The organism is Paracoccus indicus, from assembly GCF_003056335.1.
GTDB lineage: Bacteria > Pseudomonadota > Alphaproteobacteria > Rhodobacterales > Rhodobacteraceae > Paracoccus > Paracoccus indicus.
In genome coordinates, this window is the sequence record NZ_PYWA01000001.1 from 391,081 (window position 1) to 406,547 (window position 15,467).

Here is a 15,467-nt window from a genome sequence, read left to right on the forward strand (position 1 = left end):
CATGGTCGATGCCATCACCAGTCCCGCCACCCAGACTGCCGCCAAGGCGCAACCGACCGCCTCCGGGTTTTCCGGGGCGACGGGGGGCGATTTCCAGACCTTCCTCACGATGCTGACCGCGCAGCTGAAGAACCAGGACCCCCTGAACCCGATGGAGGGCACCGATTTCGCCATCCAGCTGGCCACCTTCGCCGGTGTCGAACAGCAGGCACTTGGCAACAAGTACCTGGAACAGATGGCCGGTGCGGGCGGATCGGGCGGGCTTGGCAGCATGGCCAGCTGGATCGGCAAGGAGGCCCGTACCACCGCCCCCGTCTGGTTCGGCGAGGCGCCCGTCACGCTGGACATCGCCCCCCATGCGCAGGCCGATGTCGTGCAGCTGATCACCACCGATGCCGCCGGCAATATCGTCGGGCGCGAGGATATCGGCACGGGAACCGGCCAGGTCGACTGGTATGGCCGGACCGAGGATGGCGGCAAGCTGCCCGACGGCACCTACAGCTTCACCCTGGAAAGCTGGCGCAACGGCGAGCTGATCGACCAGGTGCAGGTCGGCGCCTATGCCCGCATCACCGAGGCGCAGCTGGGCAGCGACGGGGCATCGGTGATCTTCCAGGGCGGCAGCGCGGCCCCCGCGGATCAGGTGACGGCGCTGCGCGACCCCGCCTGACGCCCTGCCTGTTGACGCGGGGCGGGTTTCGACCGTAACCCGTTCCGACATCCGCCCGCACACCGGCCGCCCCCGGACCGCCGCAGAAAGGACCAGCCATGACCTTCGACCGCTCCATCAAGATCGCGCCCTCGATCCTCTCGGCGGATTTCGCCAATTTCGGCGCCGAGATCCGCGCCATCGAGGATCAGGGTGCGGATTGGGTGCATGTCGACGTCATGGACGGGCATTTCGTCCCGAACCTGACCTTCGGCCCGCCCGCCGTGAAGGCATTCCGCCCGCATGTGAAGACCTTCATGGACGTTCACCTGATGATCGCGCCGGTCGACGCCTATATCGAGGCCTATGCCGAAGCCGGCGCCGACATGATCACCGCCCATGTCGAGGCTAGTCCCCACCCCCACCGCACCCTTCAGGCCATCCGCGCGACCGGCAAGAAGGCTGGCATCGCCCTGAACCCCGGCACCCCGGTCGAGGCGGTCGAATACCTGCTGGACCTAGCCGACATGGTGCTGGTCATGACCGTGAACCCCGGCTTCGGCGGGCAGAAGTTCATCCACAGCCAGGTGGACAAGATCGCCCGTCTGCGTGGCATGATCGGGGACCGGCCCATCCACATCCAGGTCGATGGCGGGGTCGATCCGGTCACCGCACCGTTGGTCGCCAAGGCGGGCGCGGATGTGCTGGTGGCGGGATCGGCGGTCTTCAAGGGCGGCTCGGTCGATCAGCCTTCGGTCTATGGCGACAACATGCGCGCAATCCGGACGGCCATCGAAGCCGTTTGACAAACGGCCCGCCCGCGCGTCTGCTGCCCGCCGACAAAGCCAAGCAGGAGGACGCGATGGATCTGGGCATCAAGGGAAAACGGGCGCTGGTTTGCGCGGCATCCAAGGGATTGGGGCGCGGCTGCGCCGAGGCGCTGGCCGCGGCGGGCGTCGATCTGGTCATCAACAGCCGGACCGAGGCCGAGATCACCCAGACCGCCCACGAGATCGCCGAGACCTATGGCGTCAGCGTCACGCCGGTCGCAGCCGACATCACCACCGCCGAAGGCCGCGCCAAGGTGCTGGATGCCGTCCAGCAGGCCGATATCCTTGTCACCAACGCGGGCGGCCCACCCCCCGGCGACTGGCAGGATTGGAGCCGCGACGACTTCATCAAGGCCATCGATGCCAACATGCTGTCGGCCGTGGCGCTGATGCAGGCGCTGGTGCCGGGCATGATGGATCGTGGCTGGGGCCGGGTCGTCAACATCACCTCGCAATCGGTGAAATCGCCCATCGCGGTTCTGGGGCTGTCTAACACGGCGCGGGCCGGACTGACGGGCTTTGTCGCGGGCATGTCGCGGCAGGTCGCTGGCAAGGGCGTCTGCGTGAACAACCTTCTGCCGGGCATCCACGACACCGACCGCGCCACGGGCTTGGATGCGGGCGTGGCCAAGTCCAAGGGCATCACCCCGTCCGAGGCACGCATGCAGCGCGAGGCGACCATCCCCACCGGCACCTATGGCCGGGCGGATGATTTCGGCGCGACCTGCGCCTTCCTCTGCAGCCAGCAGGCGCGCTTCATCGTCGGCCAGAACATCCTGCTGGATGGCGGGGCGCTGAACGCCACTCTGTGATGGTGCCACAGTTGCGGGACGGGGGTCGCCCTGCTAGGCACCCTCCGACCCGCTTCATGTGAAGGCCAAGATCGTGACGACGCCCCCAAGACTGGAAGTCCAGAGCCTGAGCCGCGCCTTCGATGGTGCGCCCGTCGTCGACGACGTCAGCTTCCAGGTGCAGGCCGGACAGGTCGCCTGCCTGCTGGGGCCCTCGGGGTGCGGCAAATCCACGACGCTGCGGATCGTCGCGGGCGTCGACATGCAGGACAGCGGCCGGATCATGGTGGACGGCAAGCTGGTCTGCGACACGCATTTCCGCGTGCCCCCCGAACGCCGCGCCATCGGGTTGATGTTCCAGGATTTCGCGCTATTCCCCCATCTGCCCGTGCGCGAAAACGTCGCCTTTGGTCTGCCCGGCGGCTTCAAGGCCAACCGCGACCGCGTGACCGAGCTGCTGGACCGTGTCCGCATGTCTGCCCATATCGACAGCTTTCCGCATGAACTCTCGGGCGGCGAACAGCAGCGCGTCGCATTGGCCCGCGCCTTGGCCCCCCGCCCCCGCGTCCTGCTGATGGACGAGCCGTTCAGCGGGTTGGACGAACGCCTGCGCGACGGCATCCGCGACGAAACACTGGCCTTGCTGAAGGAAGAGGGCACCGCCGTCCTGCTGGTCACCCATGAACCGCATGAGGCGATGCGCATGGCTGACCAGATCCTGCTGATGCGCAAGGGGCGCATCGTGCAGCAGGGGGCGCCCTATAACCTCTATAACGCGCCGGTGGACCGGCAGGCGGCGGGCTTCTTCAGTGACATCAACGTGCTGGAGGGCACGGTCCAAGGCGCGCTGACCGACACGCCCTTCGGCCAGTTCCTGACGCCGGGCATGCCGGACGGGGCGCAGGTCGATATCGTCATCCGCCCCCAGCACCTGAAACTGGACTTCGACCGTGCGGGTCAGGGCCCCGCCCCCACGGTTGAAAACGGCACGGCGGCGCGGGCGCGGGTGACGCGGGCGCGTTACCTTGGCCGCGAATCGCTGGTGGAATTCGCCACCGATCAGGGCAACATCAGCCTGAACGCGACCGTCCCGGGGGTCTTTCTGCCGCCGGTCGGCACGCAGATGTGGCTGATGCTGCGCCGCGACCGGGTCTTCGTCTTCCCCCGCAGCTAGCCCTGCCCCGTGGCAGCGCGATAGGCCGCCAGCACCTGCGCCAGATGCGCCTGCCGCCCGGCGGGATCGGCCAACCCCTCGCAGATGCGCCGCGCCCGCCCCGAAATGCGCTTGCATTCATCCGGGTTCGCCCGCGCCCAAGCCAGCCGCTCGGCCAGATCCGCACCGCCCGAGGCCAGCGGGATGTAGTGCCGCCACGGCTTGAACAGGCCGGTGACGAAGCTTTCCCAGCCGTCCTCCTCTTTCAGGACGACGGCATGGCTGTTGGCCAGCGGCAGGAAATCGGCATCGCCATCGCCGCCCCCCATGCTGATGGCATAGCGACCCTGCGGGGCATCGCCGCGCATTGGGGCAGAGAGGCCCACCCGTGCCAGCACGCCTGCGGTCCGGTCGTCGGGATGCAGCGCCAGATCGGTCCCGGGCAGCCCGGCGTTCCGTTCAAGGAACCGCCAGCGGGCACTGCGCCGGATGGCACCTGCGTCAGGGCTGTTGCCCGTCGCGCCATCGACCCAATGGCGCAGGTCATCACCGTGGGGATCCTGCGCATAGCCCGACAACCGCCCGCGCCAGACCGCCAGATCGGCGCGATCCTGGAAGGGCGGATCATCGCCCAAGGGCGCACCCGGAAAGCCGTCATTCCCGATGCGGTGCAACCAGGGCGCGGGCCACAGAAAGACGTCCTCGGCCCCCTTGCGCCGCAATCCCGCGATCACCGGCCCGCCCGAGGGTTGGACGCTGCCCGTCAGGCAGGCGGGCCGCATGTCCAGCCAATAGCGTCCCCCTCGTGCCACCTGCGCGATGTCATTCGCGGTAGAGGTGCTGCGCAACAATCCGAAATGCCCCGCATCCTGAAAGAAGCGCCCGCCCGGCCCGCGCATGACAGGCAGTTGCCGCCCCTTTGCATCGCTCAGCCGACCCGCGTCCATATCCAGAAGGACGGCGTGATCGCTTGGGCAATCCACGCGCCCCGACAGCCGCGCGGGCTGCGCAAAGCCCGCCAGCCGCGCGGCCAGTCTGTCGCGACGCGGCGCATGGACCCTGGGGGCCGGGGCATCCAGCATCTGTTGCAACCGCGCCGGATAATCCTTGCGCGCCTTGCGCACCCCCGCCCCGGGCAGCTTGGGTGCCACCGACAGGTCGTACCAGGGCGCAAGTGCGGTGCGGTAATCGTCGGGGGTGGCCTCGTCGATGTCGATCTCAATGAAGCGATCTCGGCCCGCGAAATGGGCGCGGCACCCTGCGATGTGATCCTGCCACTCCTGCCGCCAGATGTCGCCCAGATCGGCCAGACCGACCCCAAGGCTGGCGGCATAGCTGCGCGCATAGCGCCCGCCCCAATGCAGGTATCGGCTGGCCACCCAGTCATCGACATTGCGGGTGTTCAGCAGGAAGACCGCCCCCGGAAAGCTGGCATCAAGGAAGGCATATTCCTTGAAGGCCTCGATCACGGGCATGTTCAGGAAACGCACCGATTCCATGTCGGTGAAGGCCACGGTCTCGCCCGCCCAACGCTGCAAAGGTGCGCGGCCCGTCATTTTCGACCAGGCGATGTCGTCGGCCAGCGCCCCTTCGGCCCAATGGACCGCCGGTATGCCGTTCAGATCGAACAGCTTCGCGATGAAGGTCGTGCCGCATTTGTTGAAGCCGATCTGGAAGAACTTGGGCAGCATTTCGACCCCTGCAAGGCGGTTTGCCCAGACGATGTGGCGGCCCGGCCCTGCCTGTCAACCATGCCCCGCCCTGCGACAAAAGGCTTGATTTGCCTGTGCCCCGACAGTAGCACCATCTGCAGGAATTCGGGAGAAACCGGCGAATAGCCGGGGCCGAAGGAGCAGCCGCCCCGGCGAACTCTCAGGCAAAAGGACCGTTTTCCCCAAGAACTCTGGAGAGTGGCCGCAAGGCCCGCCGAAGGGATAACGATCTCAGGCGCCCGATCCGGGCAGGGACAGAGGGGGCATCGACGTGCGGGCATTCTGTCCGTCCAACCGATGCCGAGCTTTCGGCAGAACCGCAGGAGGCCCCATGGCCGACACGACCCGCCGGACCGGTCTTTACGACCTTCATATCGAACTTGGTGCCAAGATGGTGCCCTTCGCGGGATGGGACATGCCCGTCCAATTCCCGATGGGTGTGATGAACGAACATCTGCACACCCGCGAACATGCCGGTCTGTTCGATGTCAGCCACATGGGACAGGTGATCGTCCGCCCGCTGGACGGCAACATGCAGACCGCCGCGCTGGCGCTGGAGACGCTGATCCCCGCCAATGTGCTGGACCTTGCGCCGGGGCGGCAGCGCTATGGCCTGTTCACCAATGATCGGGGCGGCATCCTGGACGACCTGATGTTCGCCAATCGCGGCGACCACTTCCTGCTGGTGGTGAATGCCGCCTGCGCCGATCAGGACATCGCCCATCTGCAGACACTGGAAGGCGTCAGCGTCGAACCAGTGACCGATCGCGGGTTGATCGCGCTGCAGGGCCCTCGCGCAGGCGCCGCCCTTGGCCGCCTGATCCCCGCCGCCACCGACATGCGCTTCATGGACAGCCTGACACTGGGCTGGCAGGGGCATGACCTGTGGATCTCACGCTCGGGCTATACCGGCGAGGACGGGTTCGAGATCTCGGTCCCCGACCACGCGCTCGAGGCTTTCGCCCGTGCCCTGCTGGACCAGCCCGAGGTCGCCCCCATCGGCCTTGGCGCCCGCGATAGCCTGCGGCTGGAGGCCGGGATGCCGCTTTACGGTCACGACATGGACCCCGAGGTCACACCCGCCCAAGCCGCGCTTGGCTGGTCCATCCCCAAGGTCCGCCGCAACGGCGGCCCCCGCGCGGGCGGTTTCCCCGGTGCGGATGCGGTGCTTGCCGAACTGGACACAGGCCCCGCCACGACGCGCCGCGGGTTGCGCCCCGAAGGCCGCGCCCCCATCCGCGAGGGCGTGGCCCTGTTCGCCGATCAGACCGGCGACGCCCCCCTTGGCACCGTGCGCTCGGGGGGCTTCGGGCCCTCGGTCGGCGGGCCCGTCGCTATGGCGATCATCGACGCCAGCCTTCCCGAGGGCACGACCATCTGGGCCGAGTTGCGCGGCAAGCGCGTTCCGGTCACCATCGCCGCACTTCCCTTTGTCACGCCCTCCTACAAACGCTGAAGGACAACGCTATGCTGAAATACACCGACGACCACGAATGGCTGCGCGCCGAAGGCGATGAGATCGTGGTGGGCATCACGAAGCACGCCAGCGAACAGCTGGGCGACGTGGTCTTCATCGAACTGCCCGAGGAAGGCACCGATGTCATCGCCGGGGACGAGATCGTGGTGATCGAATCGGTCAAGGCCGCCTCCGACATCACCGCCCCCGTCGGCGGCACCATCACCGCCGTCAACACGGCGCTGGCCGATGCGCCGGGCGACGTGAACGCCGATCCGATGGCCGCGTGGTTCTTCCGCATCAAGCCCGCCGATCCGGCCGCGATAGAAGGCTTCATGGATGAAGCCGCCTACAAGGCATTGGTCGACTGACCTCTTGTGCGGGGGCACGCGGCCCCCGCATCCCCCCTGCCAGGAGCGTGACCCGAATGACCCGCTGGACTGCAAGCGACTACAACCCCGACGATTTCGCCAACCGCCGCCACATCGGCCCCTCGCCCGTCGAGATGGAGCAGATGCTGAAGGCCGTCGGCACCGACAGCCTGGACGTGCTGATCGACCAGACCGTGCCACAGGCCATCCGCCAGAAGGACGTGCTGGACTGGCCAGCGCTGTCCGAGGCTGGTCTGCTGGACCGCATGAAAGAGGTCGCGTCGAAGAACCGCGTGATGACCAGCCTGATCGGTCAGGGGTATTACGGCACCGTCACGCCCCCCGCGATCCAGCGCAACATCCTGGAAAACCCGGCGTGGTATACCGCCTATACCCCCTATCAGCCCGAGATCGCCCAAGGGCGCCTGGAAGCTTTGCTGAACTTCCAGACCATGGTCGCGGATCTGACTGGCCTGCCGGTGGCGAACGCGTCCTTGCTGGACGAGGCCACCGCCGCTGCCGAGGCGATGGCCATGGCGCGTCGCCAGTCGAAATCCAAGGCCCAAGGCTTCTTCGTGGATCGCAACCTGCACCCGCAGTCGATCGCCGTGATCCAGACCCGCGCCGCCCCCCTGGGCATTCAGGTCATTCAGGGTGACGCGCAGGACATGGACCCCGCAGCCGTCTTCGGCGCGATCTTCCAGTATCCCGGCACCTATGGGCATGTCCGCGACCTGACCGCCGATATCGACGCCCTGCACGGCACCGGTGCGCTGGCCATCGTCGCGACCGACCTGCTGGCACTTTGCGTGCTGAAAGAACCGGGCGCGATGGGCGCCGACATCGCCGTGGGTTCCGCGCAGCGCTTCGGCGTGCCGATGGGCTATGGCGGGCCGCATGCAGCCTTCATGTCCTGCCGCGATGCGCTGAAGCGTGCCATGCCGGGGCGGATCGTCGGCGTCAGCATCGACGCATCCGGCAATCAGGCATACCGCCTGTCGCTGCAGACCCGCGAACAGCATATCCGCCGCGAAAAGGCGACCAGCAACGTCTGCACCGCACAGGCGCTTCTGGCGGTGATGGCGTCCTTCTATGCGGTCTTCCACGGGCCGGTCGGTCTGCGCGCCATCGCACAGCGCGTCCACCTGCATGCCGTGACCATCGCCGACGCCCTGCGCGAGGCCGGTGCCGATGTCGCCCCCGAGGCCTTCTTCGACACGATCACAGTGCGTGTGGGCGTCGGTCAGCAGGGCATCATGGCCGCCGCGCGCCACCGGGGCATCAATCTGCGCAAGGTCGGCCGCGACCGTGTCGGCATCAGCGTGGACGAGACGACGGACGCGACCGTCATCACCAAGCTGCTGGACGCCTTCGGCATCACCGAGGCTGCCACGCCCGCCACCGCGCCCGCCATCCCCGACGACCTGCTGCGCGACAGCGATTACCTGACCCACCCGGTGTTTCACATGAATCGCGCCGAATCCGAGATGATGCGCTATATGCGTCGCCTGTCGGACCGCGACCTGGCGCTGGACCGGGCCATGATCCCGCTTGGCAGCTGCACCATGAAGCTGAACGCCGCCGCCGAGATGATGCCCATCACCTGGCCCGAATTAGGCGCGCTGCACCCCTTCGCGCCGCATGACCAGGCGGCCGGATACCACGAGGCGATCGGCGATCTGGTCGAAAAGCTGTGCCGCATCACCGGCTATGACGCCTTCTCCATGCAGCCCAACAGCGGCGCGCAGGGGGAATATGCGGGGCTGCTGACCATTCAGGCCTATCACCGTTCGCGCGGCGACGATCAGCGCGACATCTGCCTGATCCCCGTCAGCGCCCATGGCACCAACCCGGCCACGGCGCAGATGTGCGGCATGCAGGTCGTGGTGGTGAAATCGGCCCCGAACGGCGATATCGACCTCGAGGATTTCGCCGACAAGGCAGCCAAGGCCGGCGACCGGCTGGCGGCGGTGATGATCACCTATCCCTCCACCCATGGCGTCTTCGAGGATACCGTGCGCCAGGTCTGCGACATCACCCATGACCACGGCGGACAGGTCTATATCGACGGGGCCAACATGAACGCGCTGGTCGGCCTGGTGAAACCGGGCGAGATCGGCGGCGATGTCAGCCACCTGAACCTGCACAAGACCTTCGCCATCCCGCATGGCGGCGGTGGCCCCGGCATGGGCCCCATCGGGGTCAAGGCGCACCTGGCGCCCTTCCTGCCCGGCGATCCGCAGACGGGCGAGGGCGCGGTCAGCGCGGCCCCCTATGGCAGCGCCTCGATCCTGCTGATCAGCTGGGCCTATTGCCTGATGATGGGCGGCGAGGGCCTGACGCAGGCGACCCGCGTGGCGATCCTGAACGCGAACTATATCGCGGCGCGGCTGACCGGGGCCTATCCGATCCTCTTCATGGGCAACCGTGGCCGCGTGGCGCATGAATGCATCATCGACACGCGCCCCTTTGCCGAATATGGCGTGACGGTCGATGACATCGCCAAGCGCCTGATCGACAACGGTTTCCACGCCCCCACCATGAGCTGGCCAGTCAGCGGCACGCTGATGGTGGAACCGACGGAATCTGAAACCAAGGCCGAGATCGACCGCTTCATCACCGCCCTCCTGGCGATCCGGGATGAGATCACCGACGTCGCCGAAGGCCGGATCGAGGTTGCCAACAGCCCTCTGCGCCACGCCCCCCACACGGTCGAGGATCTGGTCCGCGATTGGGACCGCCCCTACAGCCGCGAACAGGGTTGCTTCCCGCCGGGCGCCTTCCGCGTGGACAAATACTGGCCGCCGGTCGGACGCGTGGATAACGCCCATGGCGACCGCAATTTGATCTGCACCTGCCCCCCGCTGGAAGCCTATGCCGAGGCGGCAGAATAACCGCAAAACGCCCTGCGCAGTCACCCTGCGCAGGGCACCCCGTCACAGGATGAAGTCGTCGGCGCCCAGGTCCAGCTGGCCGTTCAGGCGGATCATCATGTCGGCGACGGCATCGCCATCGACATCCACCACAACGCGCGTCTGGTTGCCCGCGGTCAGGATGGCCAGTTGCCCCGCCTGCCCGGTCAGCCCATCCGTATTCGAGATCGTGAAGGCCTGATCGCCCTGCACCATGCCGTTGGCGTCGATCCCGGACAGGTCGATGCGGTCCAGCCCGACCTTGAAGTCCCTGATCAGATCCGCCCCAACCGGGAAACGCCCCGAATCCGACAGCGCGTTGAAGCGGAACTCATCCGCGCCCTGACCGCCGGTCATGATGTCCATGCCGCGCCCGCCGATCATCAGGTCGTTGCCCTTGCCGCCGAACAGGCGGTCGGCACCGAAGTTGCCATCGACCCGATCATCGCCGTTGTCGCCATAGACCCAATCGTTCCCCGCCCCGCCCGAGACCAGATCGACGCCATTGCCGCCGCTGACGGTGTCATTGCCGAAATCGCCCCTGACCACGTCGCGCCCGAAGCCGCCGTCCAGGAAATCATCGCCCTGCTTGCCGAAGATGCGATCGGCCCCGGCATTGCCCCGCATCAGGTTGTCCTGCGCATTGCCGTTCAGCAGATCGTCGCCGCGCCCCGAGAAGATGCCCTCGATATTGGTGATGGTGTCGCGCCCCAGGCCCGTGACCTGTGCACCTGTCTTCGCCAGATCGATGCGCAGGTCGCGCGAACCCAGATAGGACAGCGTGTCATAGCCATCGCCGCCGTTCAGCAGATCCGCGCCATTGTCCATGACCAGAACATCCGCACCGACGCCGCCGAAGATCCGGTCGTTGCCATTGCCGCCAAAGATCAGGTCGTTTCCGCCGCCGCCACGCAGCACGTCCGCACCATTGCCGCCGCGCAACTCGTCCATGCCCGTCCCGCCCAGCAGCGTGTCGGCCCCGTTGTTCCCCTCAAGCGTATCGTCGCCACCATTGCCCAGCATCCGGTCATTGCCGTTCAGACCCATGGCGCGGTCGTCATCGGGGCTGAGGCGGAACAGGTCGCCGCCACCCAGAATGCGCCCGATCACGCTGCGGTCGTCTCTGCCATCAGGACTGTCGCTGGCCGAGACGAAATCGGCCAGCGGGATGTTGAAGTCATAGACCTCCCAGTCCTGATCGTTTTCGGCATAGATACCGACCGCCTGCAGGTCGCCCAGGATATCATCGCCATCAAGTCGGAAATCCGAACCGCCCAGGATCGCATTGGCATAGCTGCCGCGATCGAAATAGGTGACCAGCAGGACGTCTTCGATGAACTGGCCATCCAGATCCACGAAGGCATCGTCAAAGAACTCGATGTCGATCAGGTTGCGGCTGAGCACGTTCAGATCGAGGAAATCCTGATCGAACGCCTCGCGCGCGATAATTCTTGCCATGTCGGCCTCCCATGAAAAAACCCCGGTCGCCCGGGGTTGATTGCGGGCTGTCCGGACATCGTTACCGTCAGAAACGTTAACGACCGAATTTTTCCGCTGTCAAAGGGAAACGTCGGGCGTCACAGCCCCGCGGTTTCAGGCAGGCCCAGCATGATGTTCAGGTTCTGGACCGCAGCACCCGAAGCGCCCTTGCCCAGATTGTCCAGAACGGCGATGACATTGGCGCAGCCCGCATCCTCGTCTCCGTGAACGCTGATCTGCATGACGTTGGTGCCGTTCATTGCGGTCGGATCGATGCGCGCGCCGATCTGATCGGCCGGGACGACCTGCACGAAGTCCTGACCGGCGTAATGGTCGGCCAGCGCCTGATGCAGGCCAGCGATGCTGCGTTCGTCGTCCAGATGCAGCGGCAGCTGAACGGCCATGCCTTGCGCGAAATTCCCCACCGAGGGCGAGAAGACCGGCTGGATCAGCAGACCGCCATGGGTCATGATCTCGGGGATGTGCTTATGGCGCTGCGTCAGGCCATAGACGAAATGCGGGGCGGCGGTGCCTGCCTCGTATTCCGCGATCAGCGCCTTGCCGCCCCCGGTATAGCCGCTGACGGCATTGATGGTCAGCGCCTCGTTCTCCTCGATCAGACCGGCCGCCACCAGCGGGGCGATCATGGCGATCGCTCCGGTGGAATAGCAGCCCGGATTGCTGACGAAGCGCGCGCCGGCGATCATCTCGCGCATCTCGGGGGCCAGTTCGGCGAAACCGAAGACCCAATCGGGATCGATCCGATGCGCGGTCGAGGCATCGATCAACCGCACGTCCATGTCGCGGGTCAGTTCGACCGCCTCGCGCGCGGCCTCGTCTGGCAGACACAGGATCGCCACATCGGCGGCGCGGAACGCCTCGGCCCGCGCCTCGGCGTCCTTGCGGCGGGCGGGGTCGATCTGGATCAGTCGGATGTCCTCGCGTCCCAGCAGGCGGTCGCGGATCTGAAGGCCGGTGGTTCCGGCTTCGCCATCGATGAAGACGCTGTGGGTCATGTGACAACCTCCGTTTACAGGGTTGCCGTTTGTCTAGCGGATCGCCGTCGCGGTCACAACGCCCATGCGGGGGTCAGATTTCGCAGATCTGCGAGCGGGTCAGGAAGCGTTTCTCGCGCCCGTTGTCCAGGCTGAACATGCCGCCGCGACCTGCCACCACGTCGATGATCAGGTCGGTGTGCTTCCATGCCTCGTATTGCGTGGCCGAGATATAGAAGGGCGCACCGCCGATCTCGCCCAGCTTCACGTCGCGGTCGCCGATGCGGAAATCGCCTTGGGGATAGCACATGGGCGAGGACCCGTCGCAGCAGCCGCCCGACTGGTGGAACAGGACGGGGCCGTGATCGGCGACGATTTCGTCGATCAGTTGCAGGGCTTCGGGGGTGGCGGTGACGGTGCTCATGACTTCAACCTTCTCTTCAGCAGGCGCAGCACCTGCTTTTCCTCGGGGCGCAGGTCGGCGCTGTTCAGATCGTCCTCGATGCTGTCCTGCAGTTCCAGCTTCAGCTCGTCGGCCAGATAGGCGTCGATGATCTGCGGATGGATATAGCATTTGCGACAGATGGTCGGCGTGTTCCCCAGACGCGCCGCGACCGTTTCGATGGCGTCGCGGATGTTGCGCTTGGCGGCGGCATCGCTGTCGGCCTTTTCGTATTCGGCCAGCGCCAGGGCGGCCAGGACCGTGCCGGTCCAGGTGCGGAAATCCTTGGCCGTGATCTGCCGCCCCGAGATGTCGCGCAGATAGGCGTTCACGTCCGAGGATGTCACCTGATGGCGCTCGCCCTCATCATCAAGGTACTGGAACAGATGCTGGCCCGGAATGTCCTGCGCGGCCCGCACGATGCGTGCCACCCGCCGGTCGCGCAGGCCAAGGTCCCATTCCTTGCCGCTCTTGCCGCGGAACCGGAAGCGGATCTTGTTGCCGTCGAAGCTGACGTGGCGGTCGCGCAGGGTGGTTAGGCCGTGCGACTTGTTCTGCTTGACGTAATCGGAATTGCCGACGCGGATCATCGTGTGTTCCAGCAGATAGACGATGGTCGCCAGCACCTTTTCGGCGGGCATTCCGCGCCGCGACATGTCCTGATCGACCTGCGCGCGGATCTTGGGCAGGGCCTTGGCGAAATCCAGCATGCGATCGTATTTGGCACTGTCGCGGACCTCGCGGAAGTCGGGGTGGTATCGGTACTGCTTGCGCCCCTTCGCATCGCGGCCCGTCGCCTGGATATGGCCGCGCGGGTCGGGGCAGATCCAGACGTCCTCATAGGCGGGCGGGATGGCCAGCGCCGCTAAGCGCTTGCGTTCGGCCTTGTCGCGGATGGTGCGGCCCTTGGCGTCGCGATAGGAGAACCCCTTGCCCGCCCGGACGCGGGTGATCCCCACCATATCGTCGTTCACATAGATCAGACCCGCGCTTTCGGCGGCGTCTTCGGGGTCGATGATGCTGTCCTTGGGCATGGTGGCCTTGATGATATGGGGCAGTCCGACAGGGAGGGGATGCGTCCTGCCCCAACGCCGCAGCGGCATCGGCGGTTGCCTTGGGGCGGTCCCGGTCGACCGCCCCCGCTGCGGATCAGAAGAAGCCAAGCTTCTTGGGGCTGTAGCTGACCAGCATGTTCTTGGTCTGCTGATAGTGGTCCAGCATCATGCGGTGGTTTTCGCGCCCGATGCCCGACTGCTTGTAGCCGCCGAAGGCCGCATGGGCCGGATAGGCGTGGTAGCAGTTGGTCCATACCCGGCCCGCCTGGATGGCGCGGCCAAAGCGATAGCAGGTGTTGGCATCCCGCGACCACAAGCCCGCGCCCAACCCGTAGAGCGTGTCATTGGCGATCGAGAGCGCCTCGTCCTGATCCTTGAAGGTGGTCACCGACACGACAGGACCGAAGATCTCCTCCTGGAAGACGCGCATCTTGTTGTGACCCTTGAAGACGGTCGGCTTGATGTAATAGCCGCCCGAGAGTTCGCCGCCATGGTCGGCGGTCTCGCCCCCCGTCAGGATCTCGGCGCCCTCTTTCCGGCCGATGTCGAAATAAGAGAGGATTTTCTCCTTCTGCTCCGACGATGCCTGGGCGCCGATCATCGTGGCTTCGTGGCGTGGATCGCCCTGCACGATGGCCTCGACCCGCTTCAGCGCCTTTTCCATGAACTGGTCGTAGATCTTCTCGTGGATCAACGCGCGCGAGGGGCAGGTGCAGACCTCGCCCTGGTTCAGCGCGAACATCACGAAGCCCTCGATCGCCTTGTCGAAGAAATCGTCATCCTCGCGGCAGACATCCTCGTGGAAGATGTTGGGTGATTTGCCACCCAGTTCTAGCGTCACTGGGATCAGGTTTTCGGACGCATATTGCATGATCAGCCGGCCGGTGGTGGTTTCCCCGGTGAAGGCGATCTTGGCGATGCGCGGGTTCGATGCCAGCGGCTTGCCGGCCTCAAGGCCGAAACCGTTCACGACGTTCAAGACACCCGGCGGCAGGATGTCGGCGATCAGTTCGGCAAAGATCATGATCGTCGCGGGCGTCTGTTCGGCGGGCTTCAGCACCACGCAGTTGCCTGCGGCCAGCGCGGGCGCCAGCTTCCAGCAGGCCATCAGCAGCGGGAAGTTCCACGGGATGATCTGTCCGACGACGCCAAGCGGTTCGTGGAAGTGATAGGCGATCGTGTCATTGTCGATCTCGCTGATGCCGCCTTCCTGCGCGCGAAGGACGCCCGCGAAATAGCGGAAGTGATCGACGGCAAGCGGCAGGTCGGCAGCCATCGTTTCGCGGATCGGCTTGCCGTTGTCCCAGGTTTCGGCAGTTGCCAGCAGTTGCAGGTTCTGTTCCATCCGGTCGGCGATCCGCAGCAGCGCGTTCGAGCGTTCCGTGGTCGAGGTCCGCCCCCAAGCGTCCTTGGCCTTGTGGGCGGCGTCCAGCGCGGCCTCGATGTCGTCGGCGTTCGAGCGGGCGATCTCGCCGATGGCGGCGCCGGTGATGGGGGTGGTGTTGGTGAAATACTTGCCCGATTTCGGCGCGACCCATTCGCCACCGATGAAGTTGTCGTAACGGGCGGCAAAGGGCATCACGCCCACGCCCTTGAATTCATGCGTCTGGTCGTTCGGCATC

Annotated in this window: 13 protein-coding genes and 1 riboswitch; of the genes, 7 read left to right on the forward strand and 6 right to left on the reverse strand. The window is 66.0% G+C overall.

Features of this window, described 5'->3' with window-relative positions:
* The first annotated feature begins 1 nt into the window (after position 1).
* The 4 genes from DDE75_RS02000 (at position 2) to DDE75_RS02015 (ending at position 3,444) form a co-directional block, all read left to right on the forward strand.
* Complete coding sequence (locus DDE75_RS02000) at positions 2 to 670, forward strand: flagellar hook capping FlgD N-terminal domain-containing protein (protein ID WP_108500699.1); 669 nt, start codon at positions 2 to 4, stop codon at positions 668 to 670.
* 98 nt (positions 671 to 768) lie between these two features.
* Entirely contained in the window at positions 769 to 1,455 is a 687-nt protein-coding gene (gene rpe, locus DDE75_RS02005) for a ribulose-phosphate 3-epimerase (protein WP_108500700.1), read from the forward strand.
* 56 nt (positions 1,456 to 1,511) lie between these two features.
* Positions 1,512 to 2,291 (forward strand): SDR family oxidoreductase, encoded by a 780-nt coding sequence (locus DDE75_RS02010; protein WP_108500892.1) that lies wholly within the window; start codon positions 1,512 to 1,514, stop codon positions 2,289 to 2,291.
* Positions 2,292 to 2,364: 73 nt separating this feature from the next.
* Positions 2,365 to 3,444, forward strand: coding sequence for an ABC transporter ATP-binding protein (locus DDE75_RS02015; RefSeq protein ID WP_108500893.1), 1,080 nt, complete (start codon positions 2,365 to 2,367; stop codon positions 3,442 to 3,444).
* Here the strand turns inward: DDE75_RS02015 and DDE75_RS02020 are convergent.
* Positions 3,441 to 5,114 carry a glycosyl transferase family 90 gene (locus tag DDE75_RS02020; RefSeq protein WP_108500701.1) on the reverse strand — a complete coding sequence of 558 codons (1,674 nt, stop codon included), beginning with the start codon at positions 5,112 to 5,114 and terminating at the stop codon, positions 3,441 to 3,443. The genes DDE75_RS02015 and DDE75_RS02020 overlap by 4 nt on opposite strands.
* Before the next feature lie 117 nt (positions 5,115 to 5,231).
* A riboswitch (glycine riboswitch) is annotated at positions 5,232 to 5,321 on the forward strand.
* Positions 5,322 to 5,466: 145 nt separating this feature from the next.
* Here DDE75_RS02020 and gcvT point away from each other — a divergent pair.
* From gcvT to gcvP, 3 genes are read left to right on the forward strand one after another with little or no spacing between them, the layout of a single operon-like run.
* Positions 5,467 to 6,591: a glycine cleavage system aminomethyltransferase GcvT gene (gene gcvT, locus DDE75_RS02025; protein ID WP_108500702.1), complete on the forward strand. Its 1,125-nt coding sequence runs from the start codon at positions 5,467 to 5,469 to the stop codon at positions 6,589 to 6,591.
* 14 nt (positions 6,592 to 6,605) lie between these two features.
* Positions 6,606 to 6,962, forward strand: coding sequence for a glycine cleavage system protein GcvH (gene gcvH, locus DDE75_RS02030; RefSeq protein WP_072296884.1), 357 nt, complete (start codon positions 6,606 to 6,608; stop codon positions 6,960 to 6,962).
* Between the two features lie 56 nt (positions 6,963 to 7,018).
* On the forward strand, positions 7,019 to 9,856 hold the full coding sequence (gene gcvP, locus DDE75_RS02035; RefSeq protein WP_108500703.1) for an aminomethyl-transferring glycine dehydrogenase: 2,838 nt from the start codon (positions 7,019 to 7,021) through the stop codon (positions 9,854 to 9,856).
* A gap of 42 nt (positions 9,857 to 9,898) precedes the next feature.
* Here the strand turns inward: gcvP and DDE75_RS02040 are convergent, their stop codons facing one another.
* The 5 genes from DDE75_RS02040 to adh form a co-directional block, all read right to left on the reverse strand.
* Entirely contained in the window at positions 9,899 to 11,332 is a 1,434-nt protein-coding gene (locus DDE75_RS02040) for a calcium-binding protein (protein WP_108500704.1), read from the reverse strand.
* A gap of 119 nt (positions 11,333 to 11,451) precedes the next feature.
* Positions 11,452 to 12,369, reverse strand: a complete 918-nt coding sequence (gene argC / locus DDE75_RS02045; RefSeq protein ID WP_108500705.1) for an N-acetyl-gamma-glutamyl-phosphate reductase — start codon at positions 12,367 to 12,369, stop codon at positions 11,452 to 11,454.
* 73 nt (positions 12,370 to 12,442) lie between these two features.
* Positions 12,443 to 12,772 (reverse strand): DUF779 domain-containing protein, encoded by a 330-nt coding sequence (locus DDE75_RS02050; RefSeq protein WP_108500706.1) that lies wholly within the window; start codon positions 12,770 to 12,772, stop codon positions 12,443 to 12,445.
* Positions 12,769 to 13,824 carry a DNA topoisomerase IB gene (locus tag DDE75_RS02055; protein WP_108500707.1) on the reverse strand — a complete coding sequence of 352 codons (1,056 nt, stop codon included), beginning with the start codon at positions 13,822 to 13,824 and terminating at the stop codon, positions 12,769 to 12,771. The genes DDE75_RS02050 and DDE75_RS02055 overlap by 4 nt, the downstream gene beginning before the upstream one ends.
* A gap of 115 nt (positions 13,825 to 13,939) precedes the next feature.
* Entirely contained in the window at positions 13,940 to 15,466 is a 1,527-nt protein-coding gene (gene adh / locus DDE75_RS02060; RefSeq protein WP_108500708.1) for an aldehyde dehydrogenase, read from the reverse strand.
* Between the last annotated feature and the right edge of the window lies 1 nt (position 15,467).

What these genes read in the sequence shown, in the direction of transcription:
- DDE75_RS02000 (WP_108500699.1), top strand. Translation starts at nt 2, where the DNA reads ATGGTCGATGCCATCACCAGTCCCGCCACCCAGACTGCCGCCAAGGCG.
- rpe (WP_108500700.1), top strand. Translation starts at nt 769, where the DNA reads ATGACCTTCGACCGCTCCATCAAGATCGCGCCCTCGATCCTCTCGGCG.
- DDE75_RS02010 (WP_108500892.1), top strand. Translation starts at nt 1,512, where the DNA reads ATGGATCTGGGCATCAAGGGAAAACGGGCGCTGGTTTGCGCGGCATCC.
- DDE75_RS02020 (WP_108500701.1), bottom strand. Translation starts at nt 5,114, where the DNA reads ATGCTGCCCAAGTTCTTCCAGATCGGCTTCAACAAATGCGGCACGACC.
- gcvT (WP_108500702.1), top strand. Translation starts at nt 5,467, where the DNA reads ATGGCCGACACGACCCGCCGGACCGGTCTTTACGACCTTCATATCGAA.
- gcvP (WP_108500703.1), top strand. Translation starts at nt 7,019, where the DNA reads ATGACCCGCTGGACTGCAAGCGACTACAACCCCGACGATTTCGCCAAC.
- DDE75_RS02040 (WP_108500704.1), bottom strand. Translation starts at nt 11,332, where the DNA reads ATGGCAAGAATTATCGCGCGCGAGGCGTTCGATCAGGATTTCCTCGAT.
- argC (WP_108500705.1), bottom strand. Translation starts at nt 12,369, where the DNA reads ATGACCCACAGCGTCTTCATCGATGGCGAAGCCGGAACCACCGGCCTT.
- DDE75_RS02050 (WP_108500706.1), bottom strand. Translation starts at nt 12,772, where the DNA reads ATGAGCACCGTCACCGCCACCCCCGAAGCCCTGCAACTGATCGACGAA.
- DDE75_RS02055 (WP_108500707.1), bottom strand. Translation starts at nt 13,824, where the DNA reads ATGCCCAAGGACAGCATCATCGACCCCGAAGACGCCGCCGAAAGCGCG.
- adh (WP_108500708.1), bottom strand. Translation starts at nt 15,466, where the DNA reads ATGCCGAACGACCAGACGCATGAATTCAAGGGCGTGGGCGTGATGCCC.